The 16,858-nt window shown below is 69.2% G+C and carries 16 protein-coding genes and 1 other RNA gene; 6 read left to right on the top strand and 11 right to left on the bottom strand.

Annotation, left to right across the window (positions count from 1 at the left end; translation table 11 throughout):
* Nucleotides 1-5 precede the first annotated feature (5 nt).
* The 6 genes from rmuC to ffs form a co-directional block, all read right to left on the bottom strand.
* Entirely contained in the window at nucleotides 6-1,280 is a 1,275-nt protein-coding gene (gene rmuC, locus K8940_RS01535; RefSeq protein ID WP_223392795.1) for a DNA recombination protein RmuC, read from the bottom strand.
* Nucleotides 1,281-1,332: 52 nt separating this feature from the next.
* Nucleotides 1,333-1,485, bottom strand: coding sequence for a hypothetical protein (locus K8940_RS01530; RefSeq protein ID WP_223392794.1), 153 nt, complete (start codon nucleotides 1,483-1,485; stop codon nucleotides 1,333-1,335).
* A gap of 111 nt (nucleotides 1,486-1,596) precedes the next feature.
* Nucleotides 1,597-2,199, bottom strand: a complete 603-nt coding sequence (gene recR / locus K8940_RS01525; RefSeq protein ID WP_223392793.1) for a recombination mediator RecR — start codon at nucleotides 2,197-2,199, stop codon at nucleotides 1,597-1,599.
* Between the two features lie 37 nt (nucleotides 2,200-2,236).
* Entirely contained in the window at nucleotides 2,237-2,566 is a 330-nt protein-coding gene (locus tag K8940_RS01520; RefSeq protein WP_223392792.1) for a YbaB/EbfC family nucleoid-associated protein, read from the bottom strand.
* A gap of 47 nt (nucleotides 2,567-2,613) precedes the next feature.
* The gene (locus K8940_RS01515; protein ID WP_223392791.1) at nucleotides 2,614-4,461 is read right to left on the bottom strand and encodes a DNA polymerase III subunit gamma/tau; all 1,848 of its coding nucleotides are present in this window, start codon (nucleotides 4,459-4,461) and stop codon (nucleotides 2,614-2,616) included.
* 90 nt (nucleotides 4,462-4,551) lie between these two features.
* An RNA gene (gene ffs / locus K8940_RS01510) (signal recognition particle sRNA small type) lies at nucleotides 4,552-4,649 on the bottom strand.
* Nucleotides 4,650-4,742: 93 nt separating this feature from the next.
* Here ffs and nudC point away from each other — a divergent pair.
* Nucleotides 4,743-5,681 (top strand): NAD(+) diphosphatase, encoded by a 939-nt coding sequence (gene nudC, locus K8940_RS01505; RefSeq protein ID WP_223392790.1) that lies wholly within the window; start codon nucleotides 4,743-4,745, stop codon nucleotides 5,679-5,681.
* A 99-nt stretch (nucleotides 5,682-5,780) separates the two neighbouring features.
* On the opposite strand, the gene K8940_RS01500 is transcribed toward nudC, so the two are convergent.
* Nucleotides 5,781-7,235, bottom strand: coding sequence for an AMP nucleosidase (locus tag K8940_RS01500; RefSeq protein WP_223392789.1), 1,455 nt, complete (start codon nucleotides 7,233-7,235; stop codon nucleotides 5,781-5,783).
* 310 nt (nucleotides 7,236-7,545) lie between these two features.
* Between K8940_RS01500 and K8940_RS01495 the strand changes: the two genes are divergently transcribed.
* The gene (locus K8940_RS01495) at nucleotides 7,546-8,805 is read left to right on the top strand and encodes a dicarboxylate/amino acid:cation symporter (protein ID WP_223392788.1); all 1,260 of its coding nucleotides are present in this window, start codon (nucleotides 7,546-7,548) and stop codon (nucleotides 8,803-8,805) included.
* Nucleotides 8,806-8,953: 148 nt separating this feature from the next.
* Entirely contained in the window at nucleotides 8,954-9,379 is a 426-nt protein-coding gene (locus K8940_RS01490) for a DUF6491 family protein (protein ID WP_223392787.1), read from the top strand.
* Nucleotides 9,380-9,400: 21 nt separating this feature from the next.
* On the opposite strand, the gene K8940_RS01485 is transcribed toward K8940_RS01490, so the two are convergent.
* From K8940_RS01485 to K8940_RS01475, 3 genes are all read right to left on the bottom strand, one after another.
* Nucleotides 9,401-10,273 carry a 2-dehydropantoate 2-reductase gene (locus K8940_RS01485; RefSeq protein ID WP_223392786.1) on the bottom strand — a complete coding sequence of 291 codons (873 nt, stop codon included), beginning with the start codon at nucleotides 10,271-10,273 and terminating at the stop codon, nucleotides 9,401-9,403.
* A gap of 61 nt (nucleotides 10,274-10,334) precedes the next feature.
* Entirely contained in the window at nucleotides 10,335-11,045 is a 711-nt protein-coding gene (locus K8940_RS01480) for a hypothetical protein (RefSeq protein WP_223392785.1), read from the bottom strand.
* Nucleotides 11,046-11,203: 158 nt separating this feature from the next.
* Nucleotides 11,204-12,244, bottom strand: coding sequence for a ribonucleotide-diphosphate reductase subunit beta (locus K8940_RS01475; RefSeq protein ID WP_223392784.1), 1,041 nt, complete (start codon nucleotides 12,242-12,244; stop codon nucleotides 11,204-11,206).
* A gap of 137 nt (nucleotides 12,245-12,381) precedes the next feature.
* Between K8940_RS01475 and K8940_RS01470 the strand changes: the two genes are divergently transcribed.
* On the top strand, nucleotides 12,382-13,053 hold the full coding sequence (locus K8940_RS01470) for a glutathione S-transferase family protein (protein ID WP_223392783.1): 672 nt from the start codon (nucleotides 12,382-12,384) through the stop codon (nucleotides 13,051-13,053).
* A 538-nt stretch (nucleotides 13,054-13,591) separates the two neighbouring features.
* Entirely contained in the window at nucleotides 13,592-14,638 is a 1,047-nt protein-coding gene (locus K8940_RS01465; protein ID WP_223392782.1) for an aspartate-semialdehyde dehydrogenase, read from the top strand.
* 18 nt (nucleotides 14,639-14,656) lie between these two features.
* Here K8940_RS01465 and K8940_RS01460 read toward each other — a convergent pair whose 3' ends face one another.
* On the bottom strand, nucleotides 14,657-15,583 hold the full coding sequence (locus K8940_RS01460; protein ID WP_223392781.1) for a LysR family transcriptional regulator: 927 nt from the start codon (nucleotides 15,581-15,583) through the stop codon (nucleotides 14,657-14,659).
* A gap of 98 nt (nucleotides 15,584-15,681) precedes the next feature.
* Here K8940_RS01460 and K8940_RS01455 point away from each other — a divergent pair, with 98 nt between their 5' ends.
* Nucleotides 15,682-16,848, top strand: coding sequence for an MFS transporter (locus K8940_RS01455; protein WP_223392780.1), 1,167 nt, complete (start codon nucleotides 15,682-15,684; stop codon nucleotides 16,846-16,848).
* Nucleotides 16,849-16,858: the final 10 nt, after the last annotated feature.

Here is a 16,858-nt window from a genome sequence, read left to right as displayed (position 1 = left end):
GAATGTCAGGTAGGCGTCTCATTTCCGAGCGTCAAGGTGGGGGATTGCCCCACGTCCAGCTTGGTGACGGGCCGGACGGCCGTCTCGATGGCGGGCACCTCGTCCATCGGCTTGCCGCCATGGTCGACCTTCAGCTTCTCGAACTCGCGGGCCTTGGGCAGGACACGGCTCTCCAGCGACCCGACAAAGGCGTTGTACTTGTCGACCGCCGCCGACAGCGAACGGCCCACGCCCGCGACGTGGCCGCCCATGTCCGCGATGCGCTTGTAGAGTTCGCGCCCCAGGGCGGCGACCTCGACGGCGTTCTTGGCCTGCTCCTCGACCCGCCAGCCATAGGCGACAGCCTTGCACAGCGCGAACAGGGTCGAGGGCGTGACGATGATCACCCGCTTGTCCATCGCCTCGGTCATCAGCTCGGGCGCGCGCTCGAGCGCGGCGGTCAGGATGCCGTCGCCGGGAACGAACATGGTCACGAAGTCGGGCGAGACCTCCAGGGCGTCCCAATAGGCCTTGGCCGACAGCTGCTGAACGTGGGTGCGCAGGCTGGCGGCATGACGGACATATGCCGCCTCCCGCACGATCTCGTCGCCGGCGTCCTGGGCCTCCAGATAGGCGGTGAGCGAGCACTTGGCGTCGATCACGAAGGCGGCGTTCCTCGGCATGCGCACGACGACGTCGGGGCGCAACCGGCCGGAGTCCAACTGAACCTGCTCGGTGAAGTCCACGCCATGCTTCAAGCCGGCCATCTCCAGCACGTTGCGGAGCATCTGCTCGCCCCAGCGGCCCTGGACCCCGGCTCCGCGGCGCAGGGCGGCCGACAGCTTGCGGGCCTCGGCCTGGGTGGCGGTGGAAGCTTCCAGCAGGGCGGCGATCTGGGCCTTGAGGCCGCCGGTCTCCTCGGCGCGGGCCTTCTCGACGGCGGTGACCTGGGCCTCGAACTTGGCCAGGGTCTCGGCCACCGGCTTCAGCTGGGCCTCGAGGCGGGCCTGGGTCAGGTTATCGCGGCTCTTGGCGTTCTCGTCGGCGCGCTTGATCAGTTGCTCGGCGATGGCGTTGGCGCTCTGGGCGGCCTGGGCCTTGATCAGCTCGATCTGGGTGGCGCTCTGGTCTTCGAGGAGGCGATGGCGCTCCTCGGCCTGGGCGACGCGCTCGTTCAGCATCCAGGCCTGGGCCTCGGCCTTGGCGGCCCTACGCTGGCTGGCGACCGCCCACAGGGCGCAGGCAATGGCCGCCAGGGCGAAGACGACGGCCAGGATCAGGAACGGGTCAGAAAAGTTCATGCTCCGTTCTTACCGGGAGTCGGCGGCGGCTTAAAGGCCGCCGCCGCTTTGATCAGTCGTCGCCGTCGGCGAGGTCGGCGATCATGCCGCTGATCGGTTCACCGCCGAAGCCGGTGACATTGTGGCCCCTGTCGACCACGCCGACCTTGGCCGGGTGCGGGGCTTCGGTTTCGACTTCGGGGGTCTCGTCTTCAGGAGTGCTCATCGGAAAGTCTCTCCGCTCGCACGGCGACGATCGCCGGCGTGGCGAGGCTGAGCTTGCCACCGCCTTCGCGGTCTTGTCAGGGCGTGATTGCTTCGACCTGGAGATTTTCCGTCAAGCCGGTCGCCGGGCGCGCAGCGCCTGGGCGATGGTGCCGTCGTCGAGCCAGTCGAGATCGCCGCCGACCGGCACGCCGCGCGCCAGCATGGTGACCGGCACGTTGGTCCGCGCCAGCCGGTCGGCGATGTAGTGGGCGGTCGTCTGGCCATCGACCGTGGCCGGCAGGGCCAGGATCACCTCGGCGACCTCGCCCTCGCCGACCCGGGCGGCCAACTCGCCGATCCGCAGGGCCTCGGGACCCACGCCGTCCAGGGCCGACAGCAGGCCGCCCAGCACGTGATAGCGGCCCCGGAACGAGCCGCCGCGCTCCATCGCCCAGACCGAGCCGACCTCCTCGACCACGCACAGCAGGCGCTGGTCGCGCGAGCCGTCGGCGCAGATCGAGCAGGGATCGGTGACGTCCAGCGAGCCGCACGTCGAGCAGGTCCGGACCTTGGCCTGCGCCTCGGCCATGGCGGCGGCCAGCGGCGCCAGCAGGGTGTCGCGCTTCTTGAGCAGGGCCAGGGCCGCCCGCCGGCCTGAGCGCGGACCCAGCCCCGGCAGCTTGGACAACAGGGCGATCAGGCGCTCGATCTCGGGTCCGGCGGAGGCTCCCACGCTTTTCCTTTCATCCCTTCCCGACGGAAAGGGCGGCCTAGAACTTCATCCCGGGCATGCCGCCCATCAGGCCCGCCATGGGCCCTGCGGCTTCCTGCATCATCTGGGCCTGCTTGGCGTCCAGCTTCTTCTTGGCGTCGGCGTGGGCGGCGACGATCAGGTCGGCGATGACCTCGCCCTCGCCCGGCTCGATCAGGCTCTCGTCCAGCGTCACCTTGGCCAGCTCGCCCGTACCCCTCAGCACGACCGTGACCATGCCGCCGCCCGAGGTCCCCTCGACGGTGCTTTCGGCCAGGCGCGCCTGGGCGTCGGCGAGTTTCTGCTGCATGGCCTGGGCCTGCTTCATCAGGCCGCCGAGGTCTTTCATCTCACGTCTCCAACTTTCGAATTCCCCGCCCCTCGAGGGGGAAGGGCCTATCCCTCTTCCTCGTCCGGCTCCAGCGGAGGCGTCTCGGGGGTGAGGAGCTTGCGGATCTCGACGATCTCGGCGCCGGGGAAGGCCGACAGCACCGACGAGACAAAGGGATCCTTCTTGATCTCGTCCAGCGCCTCGCGCTCCTCGCGCTTCTGGCGCTCCATCAGGCTCTCGGCCCCGCCGCCGCCCTCGGCGGCGACCAGCCAGGGCTGGCCGGTATGCTCCTTCAGGAAGCGGACCAGGCGGCCGGCCAGGTTGCCGGGCGCGCCGGGACCGGCCTCGAAGGTGATGGCGCCGGGCCGGAAGCTGATCGGGCGGATATACTGCTCGGCGTCCAGGCGCAGACCGATGTCGCGCTTGGCCGCGATCAGGGCCATGACGTCGTCGAACGAGGCCACCACCGGCATGGCCTGGGCGCCCGGCGCGGCCATGGTCATCGGCGCATGGGCGGCCGAGACCGCGCCGCCAGCCGCGCCACCGCCCACGGCGACGCCGCCACCCGGACCACCGCCGCCGATCGGCGCGCCGTCGCGCAGGGCCTTCAGCGCCTCTTCCGGACCGGGCAGGTCGGCGGCGTAGCACAGGCGGATCAGGGCCATCTCGGCCGCGGCCATGGCGTCGGGCGCGCGGCGCACCTCGTCATGGGCCTTCAGCAGCATCTGCCACAGGCGCGAGAGCGTGCCGGCCGAGGTATGGGCTCCGATGGCCGCCAGGCGCGCGGCCTGCTCCTTGGGCAGCGACAGGGCGTCCGGCCCCAGGGCCTTGGACACCGCCGAGGCGTGGCAATGGTCCAGCACGTCCAGCATCACCACCGCCGGATCGGCCCCGAAGCCCCACAGGGCCCGGAAGCCCTCCAGGGCGTCCTTGGTCTTGCCGGCCATGACGTTCTCGAACAGAGCGATGGTCTGGCCGCGATCGGCCAGGCCCAGCATGTCGCGCACGACAGCGGCGGTGACCGTCGCCCCGCGATCGGTCTGGACGATGGCCTGGTCCAGCAGCGACAGGCCGTCGCGCACCGAACCCTCGGCCGCGCGGGCGATCAGGGCCAGGGCGTCCATCTCGATCCGCGCCCCCTCCTTGGCCGAGATGCGGTCGAAGTGCTTGACCAGTACGTCCGGCTCGACCCGGCGCAGGTCGAAGCGCTGGGTCCGCGACAGGATCGTCACCGGCACCTTGCGGATCTCGGTGGTGGCGAAGATGAACTTGGCGTGCGGCGGCGGCTCTTCCAGCGTCTTCAGCAGCGCGTTGAACGCCGCCGTCGACAGCATGTGCACTTCGTCAATGATGTAGACCTTGTAGCGCGCCTCGACGGGCGCATAGCGCACCCCGTCCAGCAGCTCGCGCATCTCGTCGACCTTAGTGCGGCTGGCGGCATCCAGCTCCAGCACGTCCATGTGCCGGCCCTCGATGATGGCGCGGCAGTGATAGCCTTCGGTGGTCAGGTCGACCGAGGGGCCCTTGACGGTGTCGGTCTCGTAGTTGAGCGCCCGAGCCAGCAGGCGCGCGGTCGTGGTCTTGCCGACGCCTCGCACGCCGGTGAGCATGAAGGCGTGGGCGATGCGGCCCGTGGAGAAGGCGTTGGCCAGTGTGCGGACCATGGCCTCCTGGCCGATCAGGTCCTCGAAGGTGCGCGGGCGATACTTGCGCGCCAGCACCGTATAGGCGTCGCCGGTCTCGGGCGGCGGATCCTGGACCACGGGGCGCGCCTCTTCGGCCGCGGCGGCCGGCTTGGGCGCCTCGCCGAAGATGTCGGCGGTGTTCTCGTCCCGCTCGGCCAAATCTTCGCCGGGGGGAGCCTCGTCCCACGGCGGCGCGGAATCAGGCGTGAGGTCGTCGTGGTCGGCCATGGGCTGAGTGTAGTGGGGCGAAGGGCGCGGCAAAAGACCCGGTCCGGGCGGACTGGCCATCTGCTGACAGATTTCGCTGATTTTGAGGGAAGGTGGAGACCGGACAGCGACCCAGAGGTGATCTCGTTGTGGCTGCTGCCTCTCGGCCCTGACCAGGTTGGCGAGGCTTCCGTCCGCGCCGATCTCCGAGGCCTATATCGCGACTCATCGCGGCGGATGCAAGGCGCATCACACATCTGCGACGTCGTGACGAGCGTTCACGCTCGCGCTAGAGAGTCGAAATGCCTCTCTCGATCATCACCAACACCTTCGCCGGCAACCCCCTGAACCGCGACAGCGAGCGACGCGGCGACGAGGCCTGGATCGCGGAAAAGCTGGCCGACGCCGAGTCGCTGGCCGTGGCGCTGTGGAACGGCAAGCCGCTCGTCGAGGACATCCTCGGCGAGGAGGGCAAGCCGACCGGCGTCCAGATCGCCTATCTGCGGGCCGACATGGCCCAGGACCTGGCGGGCGGCGCCGAGAAGCTGCTTTATCTGGGCCTGTGGAAGGACATCGCCGTCTTCGCGGTCGATATCGACACGGCGTCGGACCCGGCCGAGGGCCCGCTGCAGGGCCTGGGGCGGTTCGAGGAGCTGCGCGGCGCGGCGGCGACCATGCCGCTGGCCGACGCCGGCATCCTGGCCACGGCCAAGTCGATGTTCGAATGGCGCCGCCGCCACCGCTGGTGCAGCGCCTGCGGCCAGAAGACCGAGGTCGCCGACAGCGGCTGGAAGCGCATCTGCCCCTCGTGCGACGCCGAGCATTTCCCGCGCACCGACCCGGTGGCGATCATGCTGGCCATCCACGACGGCAAGTGCCTGCTGGGCCGCCAGGCCGCGTGGCCGCCCGGCATGTTCTCGGCCCTGGCCGGCTTCATCGAGCCCGGCGAGACCATCGAGGAGGCCTGCGCCCGCGAGTTGCACGAGGAGGCCGGCCTGAAGGCCACGACCGTCCGCTACCACTCCAGCCAGCCCTGGCCCTGGCCCTCATCGCTGATGATGGGCCTGATCGCCGAGGTCGAGAACGCCGACGCCGCCCCGGACCAGACCGAACTGGAGGCCGTGCGCTGGTTCAGCAAGGAAGAAGCCGTCCAGCTGATCAAGGGCGAGATCGAGGGGCTGTTCGCCCCGCCGCCCCTGGCCATCGCGCACCAGCTGATCAAGGCCTGGGCGGAAGAATAGGCGGGCTACTTGCCCCCTCTGGGCCTGCGGCCCTCCGCCCCCACCGGGGGGGCGGACGATCGCGTAGCGATCAGGTGGGGGCCTGCCGAGCCGGCCGCCTTACCGGAACGGCGGCTCGTCGAACGCCCGCAGTTTGCGCGAGTGCAGGTTCGGGCCCTCGGCGTGCAGCAGCTTGCAGGCCATGATGCCGATCTGCAGGTGCTGGCTGATCGCCCGCTCGTAGAAGGCGTTGGCCTGGCCGGGCAGCTTGATCTCGCCGTGCAGCGGCTTGTCCGACACGCACAGCAGCGTCCCGTACGGCACCCGGAAGCGATAGCCCTGGGCCGAGATCGTGGCGCTCTCCATGTCGATGGCCACGGCCCGGCTCTGGTTGAAGCGCAGGGCCGAGAGGCTGTGGCGCAGTTCCCAGTTGCGGTCGTCGGTGGTGACGACGGTGCCCGTGCGCAGGCGTTTCTTCAGCTGGTCGCCGCTGTCGCCGCTGATCGCCTTGGCCGAGTCGTAGAGGGCCCGCTGGACCTCGGCGATCGAGGGCACCGGGATCTCCGGCGGCAGGACGGCGTCCAGCACGTGGTCGTCGCGCAGATAGGCGTGGGCCAGGACGTAGTCGCCGATGGTCTGGGTGTCGCGCAGGCCGCCGCAGTGGCCGATCATCAGCCAGGCCTGGGGACGAAGGACGGCCAGGTGGTCGCAGATGGTCTTGGCGTTGGACGGGCCGACGCCGATGTTGACCAGGGTCACGCCCGAACCGCCCGGGGCCATCAGGTGGTAGGCCGGCATCTGGTGCTTGCGCCAGGTCGATTCCGCCACCGCCAGTTCCGGATTGGCCGTGTTGGCGGTGATGGTCAGCCCGCCCGAGCATGACAGGGCCGTGTAGGGGCTGTCGGGTGCCTTCAGCTGCTCGATGCCCCAGCGCACGAACTCGTCGACATAGCGATGGTAGTTCGTGAACAGGATGAACTGCTGCACGTCCTCGGCCGGCGCGCCGGTGTAGTGCCGCAGGCGGGCCAGCGAGAAGTCGGTGCGCAGGCCGTCGAACAGCGACAGGGGCCGCGTCTCCTCCAGGGCCGGGTTCCAGACGCCGTCGGCGATCTCGTCGCCGATGAAGGCCAGGTCCGTGGTCGGGAAGAAGCGGGCGATGTCCTCGCTGCGCACGTCGGCCTGGTTCAGGTCGATCGAGGCGTCCAGCACGTAGGGATAGGGGATCTCCTGGCGCGAGCGCTCGACCTCGATCTCGACCTCGAAGTCATCCATCAGCAGGGTCAGCTGCTCGACCAGATAGTCCTTGAACTGGGCCGGCTTGGTGATCGTGGTCGAATAGACGCCGGGACGGCTGACGCGGGCGTACGAGCGGGCCAGCTTGGGCGGCAGGGCCTCGGGATCGTAGGTCAGGCGCAGCTCGGGATAGGCGAACGTGCCGTCGAACCGCGTCTGCGGGTCCGGGCGGGTTCCGTTTTCGAGATAGGCGCGCAGGGCGGTCCGGAGAGCGTCGACGGCGCGTTCGTATTCGTCATTCAGCCGTTCGACGACGGCGATTGCTTTTTCTTGGTTTGACATGGGTCCTTATAGCGACGTTTCGCGACATTGGCGAGACATCGGCCCCGCCCCGGGGAATGATTTCTTACTTAGACGAGATGAGGAAGCCCGATGGCCTTCCGTCTCTACAGACTGAGCCTGTTTATGCGGCTTGCCTCGAAACTACCCAGACCGGACCGCCTCAAGAGCATGGACGAACCCGCCCGGGTCGGCCACAAGGGCGGAAATGCTCAAGGAAGGAGCGAATGGCGGCGCGGGCGTTCTCGCGCGTCGTTCCTTCCATAAACCAGAATACGCCGTCGACGCTCACGTGGAGCGTCAGGGGGACTGAATGAACAAACGCTTCGCCATTCTGATCGTCGCGGCCATGGTGCTGGGCGTAACCGTGGGCTGGGCCTGCAACCAGTTCCTCGATCCCGCGCACGCGGCCGAGGCGGCCAAGTGGTTCAAGCTGGGCACCGACCTGTTCCTGCGCCTGATCAAGATGATCATCGCGCCGCTGGTCTTCACCACCCTGGTGGCGGGCATCGCCCACATGGAGGACGCCGCCTCGGTCGGCCGGATCGGCGTCAAGACCATGGGCTGGTTCATCAGCGCCTCGGCCGTGTCGCTGCTGCTGGGCCTCCTGATGGTCCACCTGCTGCAGCCGGGCGCGGGCCTCGCCCTGACCGACGCGGTCTCGGGCGGCGCGGCGCCGCCGGCGGCCTCGACCGAAGGCTTCACCCTGCAGACCTTCATCACCCACCTGGTGCCGACCTCGATCTTCGACGCCATGGCCAAGAACGAGATCCTGCAGATCGTCGTCTTCTCGCTGTTCGTCGGCACGGCCGTCGCCTCGCTGGACAACAAGGCCCCGCAGATCATGGAACTGGCCGAGCAGGGCGCCCAGATCATGCTGAAGGTCACCAGCTTCGTGATGAAGCTGGCTCCGCTGGCGATCTTCTGCGCCCTGGCCGCGTCCATCGCCACCCAGGGCATCTCGATGCTGCTGGTCTACGGCAAGTTCGTCCTGGGCTTCTACGCGACCATGGGCGTGCTGTGGGCCCTGCTGTTCGTCGCCGCCTTCCTGGTGATCGGCAAGCGGGTCTTCCCGCTGTTCGGCGTGATCCGCGACCCGGCCCTGCTGGCCTTCTCGACCGCCTCGTCGGAAGCGGCCTATCCGCGCATCCTGGACGGCCTGCCCAAGATCGGCGTGCGCCGCCGCATCGTCTCGTTCGTGCTGCCGCTGGGCTACTCGTTCAACCTCGACGGCTCGATGCTGTACTGCACCTTCGCCACCATGTTCATCCTGCAGGCGCACGGCGTGCACCTGTCGATTCAGCAGCAGATCTTCATGCTGGCGCTGCTGATGGTGACGTCCAAGGGCATCGCCGGCATCCCGCGCGCCTCCCTGGTGGTGATCATGGCCACCCTGACCCACTTCGGCATGCCCGACGCCTGGATCGCCCTGGTGCTCGGCGTCGACCACCTGCTGGACATGGGCCGCAGCGCCACCAACGTCGTCGGCAACAGCGTCGCCGCCGCCGTGGTCGCCAAGTGGGAGGGCGAGCTGGACGACATCGAGCCGGACGTCGAGCCCGCCAAGGCCTGAGCCCTTTACGACAAGACTTTTCGAGACGGCCCGCCCTCCCCGAGCGCGGGCCGTTTTCGTGTACAGTTTCAAATGTACAGTAAAAACTTGACAAGGCCCGGGAGAGGCCCAATCTCTTGATCCGAGGGACCTTTAGGACGACCACGCCATGAGCAAGCTCACCCACGTCACGCGCCCCGCGCTGATCGGGCTCGCCATCGCCGCTGGCCTGAGCGCGACGGCCGCTTCGGCGGCTCAGGGCGACGTTCAGGCCAAGCCCGCGAAGCCCGCCCGCCAGTGCTTCTACCTCTCCGACTGGCGCGGCTGGACCGCCCCGGACAAGGACACCCTGTACATGAAGGTGCGGGGGCGCGACGTCTATCGCGTCGACCTGTCGTGGGGCTCCAACCAGCTGACCTGGCCGGGCACCCACCTGGTCTCGATCGTCCGCGGCAGCGACAGCATCTGCAACCCGCTGGACCTGGACCTGCGGGTCTCGGACGGCATGGGCTTCTCGACGCCCATCCGCGCCAAGACGATCACCAAGCTGACCCCCGAACAGGTCAAGGCGATCCCGAAGAAGTACCAGCCGTAGGCTGGGTTCGAAACCTCGCCCCTACCCCGCCGCCGCGTTCAGCAGGGCCACGATCATGGCGTTGGCGGGGGTGGCGATGCCATGCGCCGCGCCCTTGCGGACGATGACGCCGTTGCGGGCGTCCAGCTCCATCGGCCGGCCGGCGGCGCGATCGGCCAGCAGCGAATTGACCATGTCCGGCGGCCCGGCGCGGTAGCCCTCGACCACCTGCTCGCCGATGTCGTCGGAGAGGGTCGCGCCCTCGGCCCGGCCCACCGCCACGCATTCGGCGACCAGGGTCTTCATCACCTGGGCCGCGCCCCGATCGCGCGCGACGCCGGAAGGCTTCAGGGTCATGGCGTTGACCGCTCCGGCCGCGTTCAAGGCCAGCTTGCGCCAAGCCACCGAGATGAAGTCGTCGGTCGTCGCCACGTCGATCGGACAGTCAGCGAACAGCGCCGCGAAGGCCTCGCCGTTCGCCCCCGCCGGAACCCGGATCCAGCCGTAGCGCCGCTGGCGGAACACCCCCGGCCCGGGCCGCTCGGCCGGGAAGTCGACGATCACTGGAACCAGGTTCTCGTCGGCCACGCGGCCGGCGAAGGCCTCGCGGTGCTCGACCCCGTTGCGGATCACCGCCACCTTGGTGTTGGGCCCCACCAGGGTCTTCAGCCACGGCGCGGCGGCCGCGTCGTCATAGGCCTTGGTCGCCACCAGCACCCAGTCGACCGGCGAGAGGCCTTCCGGCGAGGTCGCCAGGCGCGGCGAAGCGGTCACCTCGCCGTCGGGCGTCTCCAGCACTAGCCGCTCGAACGGCGTGCGCACGCAGACGGTCAGGTCCAGGTCGCTCCGCTGGGCCAGCCACGCGGCCAGGGTTCCGCCGATGGCGCCGGGTCCGATCAGGGCGATGGTGGTCATGGGCAGGCTCCGACTGAGGTCGGCCCGTCCTAGAGCGCGTTCGCGACGGGGTCACGCACTTCTAGCGCTTGCGGACGCCGGCCTCGGGCGTGAAGACGCTGCCCTGCAAGGGAATGGAGCAGGGCGTGCGCCCCAGACGCACCTCGCCCTGGCGGCCCTTCGACTTCTTGCCCGCGCCGAACTTGATCGAGCAATTGAGGACGCGGAAATAGTCGGCGTCGGGCGTCGCGGCGCCAGGCTTCGGATCGCCATAGGTCCCGCCCGACGGCCCTGCCGCGACGACGGCGTCGTAATAGGCCCGCTTGCCCGGATCCATCGGCGCGTCATAGCTGGGCGCCCCGGCGCGCAGCCGGCCCAGCTTCTCCTCGCAGGCCTCGCGCGCCTCACGCGACATCGGCCGCGTACAGCCGCCGCCGCCTGTCCGGAGCGCGGCGCGCAGGGCGTCCGGAACGGCCTGCCCCGTCGACGCGGGCGCCGGGACAGCCACGACGCCGGGCGGCGGCGAGACCATCGCCTCGGCCTGAGCCGGTCGGGCGACCGTCGGCCGGGCGGAGGCCGCGGCCGGGCGCGTGGCGGCCGGCTTCCGCGCGCGCTTCGGCGAGGGCGACGACGAGGGCGGCTTCATCAGCTCGACGGACATCAGCGACAGGTCGGGCCCCGCGGCCAGCAGGTTCGGCGACGTGGGCCAGGCCAGCCAGACCAGCACCAACGCGTGCAGCGCCAGCGAGAACGCCGCGATGAAGACCAGCCGCCGCCGTCGGAAAACCTTCATCCCCGCCCCCAAGCCGAGGCCGCGATAGCACCCTTCGGTTGTGTCGGAAGCGGGGCCGCACCAAGGCGGAAACGGTCAAGGTCGGCGGGCGGCGAGAACGAAGAAGGGCGGAACCGGCTCTCGCCGATCCCGCCCTTCCTCCGCCCCTCTTGAAGCGATTATTCCGCCGGCGTCAGGTCCGAGCGCTTCTTCATCATCTCGTCGAAGCTGGTCCACACGCCGTCCGAACCGTGCCACTGGCCCTTGGTCGCGGCCTTGGAGTACTCGGTCGCCCGGGCCTCGAAGAAGTTGGCGTGCTCGACGCCCGACAGCAGCGACTGCAGCCAGGGCAGCGGGTTTTCCTTCACGCCGTACACTTCCGGCAGCTGCAGCTGGCGCAGGCGCCAGTCGGCGATGAAGCGGATGTACGACTTGATATCGTCGGGGGTCATGCCCTGGATGTCGCCGGCCTCGAAGGCCAGGTCGATGAAGGCGTCCTCCATCTTCACCACGGTCTTGCAGCAGTCGACGATGTCGTCGGCCACGGCCTTGGTCACCGCGCCCGTCTCCTTGTTGAAGGCGTGGTACAGCTTGATGATGCCGTCGCAGTGCAGGCTCTCGTCGCGGATCGACCACGAGACGATCTGGCCCATGCCCTTCATCTTGTTGAAGCGCGGGAAGTTCATCAGCATCGCGAACGAGGCGAACAGCTGCAGGCCTTCGGTGAAGCCGCCGAACATGGCGAGCGTCCGGCAGATGTCGGCGTTCGAGTCGACGCCGAAGGTCTGCATGTAGTCATGCTTGGCCTTCATGGCCTCGTATTCCATGAACGCCGAGAACTCGGTCTCGGGCATGCCAATGGTCTCGAGCAGCAGGGCGTAGGCCGCGATATGGATCGTCTCCATGTTCGCGAACGAGGCCAGCATCATCTTCACTTCGGTCGGTTTGAACACCCGACCGTAGCGCTCCATGTAGTTGTCCTGCACCTCGACGTCGGACTGGGTGAAGAAGCGGAAGATCTGCGTCAGCAGGTTCCGTTCCTTGTCGTTCAGCTTGACGGCCCAGTCCTTGAGGTCCTCGCCCAGCGGCACCTCTTCCGGCATCCAGTGGACCTGCTGCTGCTTCTTCCAGAAGTCGTAGGCCCACGGATAGCGGAACGGCTTGTAGCCGCCCGAAGGGGTCATCAGGCCGGGCAGGATCAGCGACGACGGAGCGGACATGACAGGGCCTCGGGGCAGAATCGACGAAGAGCGGTAAGCTTCATAACCCTATCAAAGCGGCCGCGTTCATCTAGTGGTGTCGACGTCGCACCCACACAAGATGTTGTGAGCAGCCTGTGGATAAGCCGGAGTCGCCCATGACCGCCTATCGTCTGTTCAGCGCCCTCGGATCGGGCGGCGTGCCGGTCGAGGCGGCTATGTCCTTGATCGGCCTGCCCTATGAGATCGTCGAGGCGCCGACCTGGGAGGGCGAGGCCGAGCAGGCCAAGGTCGCGACGGTCAATCCGCTGAAGCAGATCCCGGCCCTGGTCACCCCCGAGGGCGAGACCATCACCGAAAGCGCCGCCATCCTGATCTGGCTGGCCGACCGCTTTCCGGAGGCCCGGCTGGGCCCCGCGATCGACGACCCAACCCGCGCCCAGTTCCTGCGCTGGATGACCTTCATCCCGGCCTCGATCTATTCGCTGTTCTGGGTGCGCGACGACCCGTCACGCCTGGGCGGGCCCGATCCAGAGGTCCAGGCGCGGATCAAGGCGGCGACGGCCGAACGGATCCTGGACTGCTGGCGGATGATGGAGAGCCAGGTGAGCCCGGGGCGGTATCTGCTGGGGGACGAGCTTACGGTGCTGGACCTGTACGTGACGGTCGTCAGCCGCTGGGGGCCACGGCGGGTACGGTTCTACGAGGCGGCGCCGAGGATGGCGGAGGTGGTGAAGCGGGTGGACGCGGATCCGCGGCTGGCGGGGTTTTGGGCGGAGAGGTTCCCGTTCTTTGACGGGTGGGAGCGGTTGGGGCAGCAGGCCTCCTAACCCCTCCCTCTCTCTATGAGAGAGGGGTTTGGATGCCCGACCTCCCCAGGTCGGTGCGGTCCTTAATCTCTTGCAGGCTGGAGCGTGCAGGGCTCCTTCTCCGGAGAGAAGAAGCCTCAGCCACCCCATCACCGCTCATCCCCGCGAAAGCGGGGACCCAAGCGGATTGTCGGGATGTCGCACGGACGGAGCTCAATTCGCTGACTCGGCTTGGGTCCCCGCTTTCGCGGGGATGAGCGGAATAGGGGCGCGAGCGAAGCATATTTTGCCCAAGGGCCAACCCCTGCGCGCCCGCGCCGCATCATTATTCCCCGCCCCGCCCTTTACGCGGCCACGCTTCCCCGCTATCAACCGCGCCGATGCAATTCGCCGTGACCCCAATTATTACCCGCAAAACGACCCACTTCGGTGGGGCGGCGGGTATGCGCGCGATCTAAGCGGCATCCTCGAACCAGCCCCGCCGAACGGCGCGGGGCGGCTCTCACTGCACGAGACCTGACAGCTCCCCGCGCTCCCCACACCAGGAGTACGCACTGTCATGAGCTTCAAGTTTTCCCGAGCCAATCCCCCCCGCGTCGGCGTCGTCGGCGCCACCGGCCTCGTGGGCGGCATGATGCGCGAGCTGCTGGCCGAGCGGGACTTCCCGCTGGCCGGCCTGCGCCTGTTCGCCTCGGCCCGCTCGGCCGGGAGCAAGATCGACTTCAAGGGCCAGGAGATCGTCGTCGAGGACGCCGGGACCGCCGACTTCGCGGGCCTGGACATCGTGTTCTTCTCGGCCGGCGGGAGCACCTCGCGCGAGCTGGCGCCGAAGGCCGCCGCGGCCGGAGCCGTGGTGATCGACAACAGCTCGGCCTGGCGCTCGGATCCGGACGTCCCGCTGGTGGTCGCCGAGGTCAATCCGCACGCGCTGGCGAACATCCCCAAGGGCATCGTCGCCAACCCCAACTGCACCACCATGGCCGCCATGCCGGTGCTGAAGCCCCTGCACGAGAAGGCCGGCCTGAAGCGCCTGACCGTCAGCACCTACCAGGCCGCCTCGGGCGGCGGGGTCGAGGGCATCCAGGTGCTGTCCGAGCAGCTGCGCGCTGGCTCCGCCGGCGACCTGGACGGCCTGGCCCAGTCGCCGAACGCCGCGCCCCTGCCCGCCCCGCGCAAGTGGGCCGTGCCCCTGGCCTACAACGTCGTGCCGCTGAACTACGTGCTGGGCGAGGACGGCTATACCGAGGAAGAGCTGAAGCTGCGCGACGAGAGCCGCAAGATCTTGGAAATCCCCGGCCTGCCGGTCTCGGGCACCTGCGTGCGCGTGCCGGTCTTCACCGGCCACTCGCTGTCGATCAACGCCGAGTTCGAGCGCCCGCTGCCGGTCGCCGAAGCCACGGCCCTGTTGAGCGCCGCGCCGGGCGTGGTGGTCGAAGCCGTGCCGAACCCGCTGGCCGCCACCGGCCAGGACCCGGTGTTCGTCGGCCGCCTGCGGCCCGATCCGACCGTCGCGCACGGCCTGGCCCTGTTCGTGGTCGGCGACAACCTGCGCAAGGGCGCGGCCCTGAACGCGGTGCAGATCGCCGAGGTGATGCTGGACGCATAGGACCTGGAAGGGCGGGCGCTACGGCGTCCGCCCCACCGGCCAGTCGACATCGACCTCCGCCGCCAGGAAGTCGATGAACGCCCGCACCCGCGCCGGCAGCGGGCCGGCGTGGCCGACATAGACGGCGCTGATCGTCTCGACGTCGCCGGGATTGAAGGCCTCCAGCACCGGGACCAGCCGACCGGCGGCGATGTCGTGGGCGATGTGGAACATGGAAAGCCGCGTGATCCCCTGCCCGGCCAGGGCCAGGCGCCCGGCGCTCTCGCCGTCGCCGACCATGGCCCGGCCGTGCGCGGTCCGCCACGCCCGCTCGCCATCGACCAGAACCGGCCACTCGTCGCGATGGCGCGAGAAGTTGAAGGTGATCAGGTCGTGCGCCGCCAGGTCGTCGGGATGCTTCGGCGTCCCGCGCCGGGCCAGATAGTCCGGCGAGGCGACCAGCACCATGCGGCTGTCGCCCAGCTTCTTGGCCACCAGCTGCGACGGCTTCAGCGGCCCGACCCGGATCGCCAGCTCGGCGCGTTCGTCCAGCAGGTCGATCACCTGGTCGGTCAGGGTGACGTCGATCTGCACCTCGGGATGCAGGGCCGAGAACCTCGGGATCAGCGGCAGCAGGTGGTGGATCCCGAACGGCACGTTGGAATTGATCCGCAGCCGCCCCTTGGGCACGGCGCAGGACGCCACCGAACGCTCGGCCTCGTCCAAGTCGGCCAGCACCCGCAGGGACCGTTCGTGGAAGGTCAGGCCCTCGGCGGTCAGCTGCAGCTTGCGGGTCGAACGGACGACCAGGCGCGAGCCCAGGCGGGCCTCCAGCCGCGCCACCAGCTTGCTGACCGCCGACGGGGTCATCGACAGCGCCTTGGCCGCGGCGGTGAAGCCGCCCTCCTCCACCACCCGGGCGAAGACCTCCATCTCTCCGGAGCGGTTGATCTCCTGGCGGGCCATTGTTCCCTCAAGTCACAGGTGAAGTTCCTGGCCGCAATCTAATTCATCGAACAGCGACACGCTATCTCCTGGCCCAGAGCCACCACGGAGCCGGCGCCATGCCCCTCGCCCTCTATGCCCTGACCGTCGGCGCCTTCGGCATCGGCGTCACCGAATTCATTATCATGGGCCTGCTGATCCAGGTCTCCGCCGATCTCGGCGTGTCGATCCCGGCCGCCGGCCTGCTGATGACCGGCTACGCCCTGGGCGTCTTCGTCGGCGCGCCGATCCTGACCCTCCTGACCCGCCGCCTGCCGCGCAAGACCACCCTGCTGGTGCTGATGGCGATCTTCACCCTGGGCAACGCCCTGGCCGCCATCGCCCCAAGCTACGGCGTCCTGATGGGCGCGCGGCTGGTCACGGCCCTGGCCCACGGGACCTTCTTCGGCGTCGGCGCGCTGGTGGCCGTCAGCCTCGTGCCGCCCGAGCGCAAGGCCTCGGCCATCTCGATCATGTTCACAGGCCTGACCATCGCCACCCTGCTGGGCGTGCCGTTCGGCGCCTGGCTGGGCCTGGCCTTCGGCTGGCGGATGGCCTTCTGGGCCGTGGCCGGCGTCGGCGCCCTGGCCTTCGTCGTCCTGGCCGCCCTGGTCCCCAAGGCCCAGGAGACGGTCGAGCCCGCCCCGCTGCGCGAGGAGTTCGCCGTCCTGGCCCGCCCGCAGGTGCAACTGGGCCTGGCCATGACCGTCCTCGGCTTCGGCGGCGTGTTCGCGGTCTTCACCTACATCCAGCCGATCCTGACGCAGCTGGCCGGCTTCTCGAAGGAAGCGGTGTCGCCGATCCTGCTGGTGTTCGGCGCGGGCCTGGTGGCCGGCAACCTCTTCGGCGGCCGCTGGGCCGACAAGGGGCTGAACGCGGCCCTGGTCGGGACCCTGGTCCTGCTGACCCTGGTCATGGGCGGCTCGGCCCTGGCGTTCCACAGCCAGGTCGGCGCCGTCGTCGCCGCCTTCGGGCTGGGCGCGGCCGCCTTCGCCACCGTCGCGCCGCTGCAGATGCGGGTGCTGAGCCAGGCCGGCGGCGCGGGCCAAGGCCTGGCCTCCAGCCTGAACATCGCCGCCTTCAACCTGGGCAACGCCTTCGGCGCCTGGCTGGGCGGAGCGGTCATCGCCCACGGTCCGGGCCTCTCGGCCGTGCCCCTGATCGCCGCCGCCGTGCCGCTGTCGGCCCTGGCCCTGGCCGTCTTCAGCCTCGGCCTCGAACGCCGCGCCCGCCCCGCCCTCGCCTAGGAGACATCGC

The organism is Caulobacter segnis (assembly GCF_019931575.1).
Taxonomy (GTDB): domain Bacteria; phylum Pseudomonadota; class Alphaproteobacteria; order Caulobacterales; family Caulobacteraceae; genus Caulobacter; species Caulobacter segnis_C.
This window is presented reverse-complemented; position numbering and strand designations above follow the sequence as displayed.

Coding starts and splice junctions, on each gene's coding strand:
- rmuC (WP_223392795.1), bottom strand. CDS start 1,280: ATGAACTTTTCTGACCCGTTCCTGATCCTGGCCGTCGTCTTCGCCCTG.
- K8940_RS01530 (WP_223392794.1), bottom strand. CDS start 1,485: ATGAGCACTCCTGAAGACGAGACCCCCGAAGTCGAAACCGAAGCCCCG.
- K8940_RS01520 (WP_223392792.1), bottom strand. CDS start 2,566: ATGAAAGACCTCGGCGGCCTGATGAAGCAGGCCCAGGCCATGCAGCAG.
- K8940_RS01515 (WP_223392791.1), bottom strand. CDS start 4,461: ATGGCCGACCACGACGACCTCACGCCTGATTCCGCGCCGCCGTGGGAC.
- nudC (WP_223392790.1), top strand. CDS start 4,743: ATGCCTCTCTCGATCATCACCAACACCTTCGCCGGCAACCCCCTGAAC.
- K8940_RS01500 (WP_223392789.1), bottom strand. CDS start 7,235: ATGTCAAACCAAGAAAAAGCAATCGCCGTCGTCGAACGGCTGAATGAC.
- K8940_RS01495 (WP_223392788.1), top strand. CDS start 7,546: ATGAACAAACGCTTCGCCATTCTGATCGTCGCGGCCATGGTGCTGGGC.
- K8940_RS01490 (WP_223392787.1), top strand. CDS start 8,954: ATGAGCAAGCTCACCCACGTCACGCGCCCCGCGCTGATCGGGCTCGCC.
- K8940_RS01485 (WP_223392786.1), bottom strand. CDS start 10,273: ATGACCACCATCGCCCTGATCGGACCCGGCGCCATCGGCGGAACCCTG.
- K8940_RS01480 (WP_223392785.1), bottom strand. CDS start 11,045: ATGAAGGTTTTCCGACGGCGGCGGCTGGTCTTCATCGCGGCGTTCTCG.
- K8940_RS01475 (WP_223392784.1), bottom strand. CDS start 12,244: ATGTCCGCTCCGTCGTCGCTGATCCTGCCCGGCCTGATGACCCCTTCG.
- K8940_RS01470 (WP_223392783.1), top strand. CDS start 12,382: ATGACCGCCTATCGTCTGTTCAGCGCCCTCGGATCGGGCGGCGTGCCG.
- K8940_RS01465 (WP_223392782.1), top strand. CDS start 13,592: ATGAGCTTCAAGTTTTCCCGAGCCAATCCCCCCCGCGTCGGCGTCGTC.
- K8940_RS01460 (WP_223392781.1), bottom strand. CDS start 15,583: ATGGCCCGCCAGGAGATCAACCGCTCCGGAGAGATGGAGGTCTTCGCC.
- K8940_RS01455 (WP_223392780.1), top strand. CDS start 15,682: ATGCCCCTCGCCCTCTATGCCCTGACCGTCGGCGCCTTCGGCATCGGC.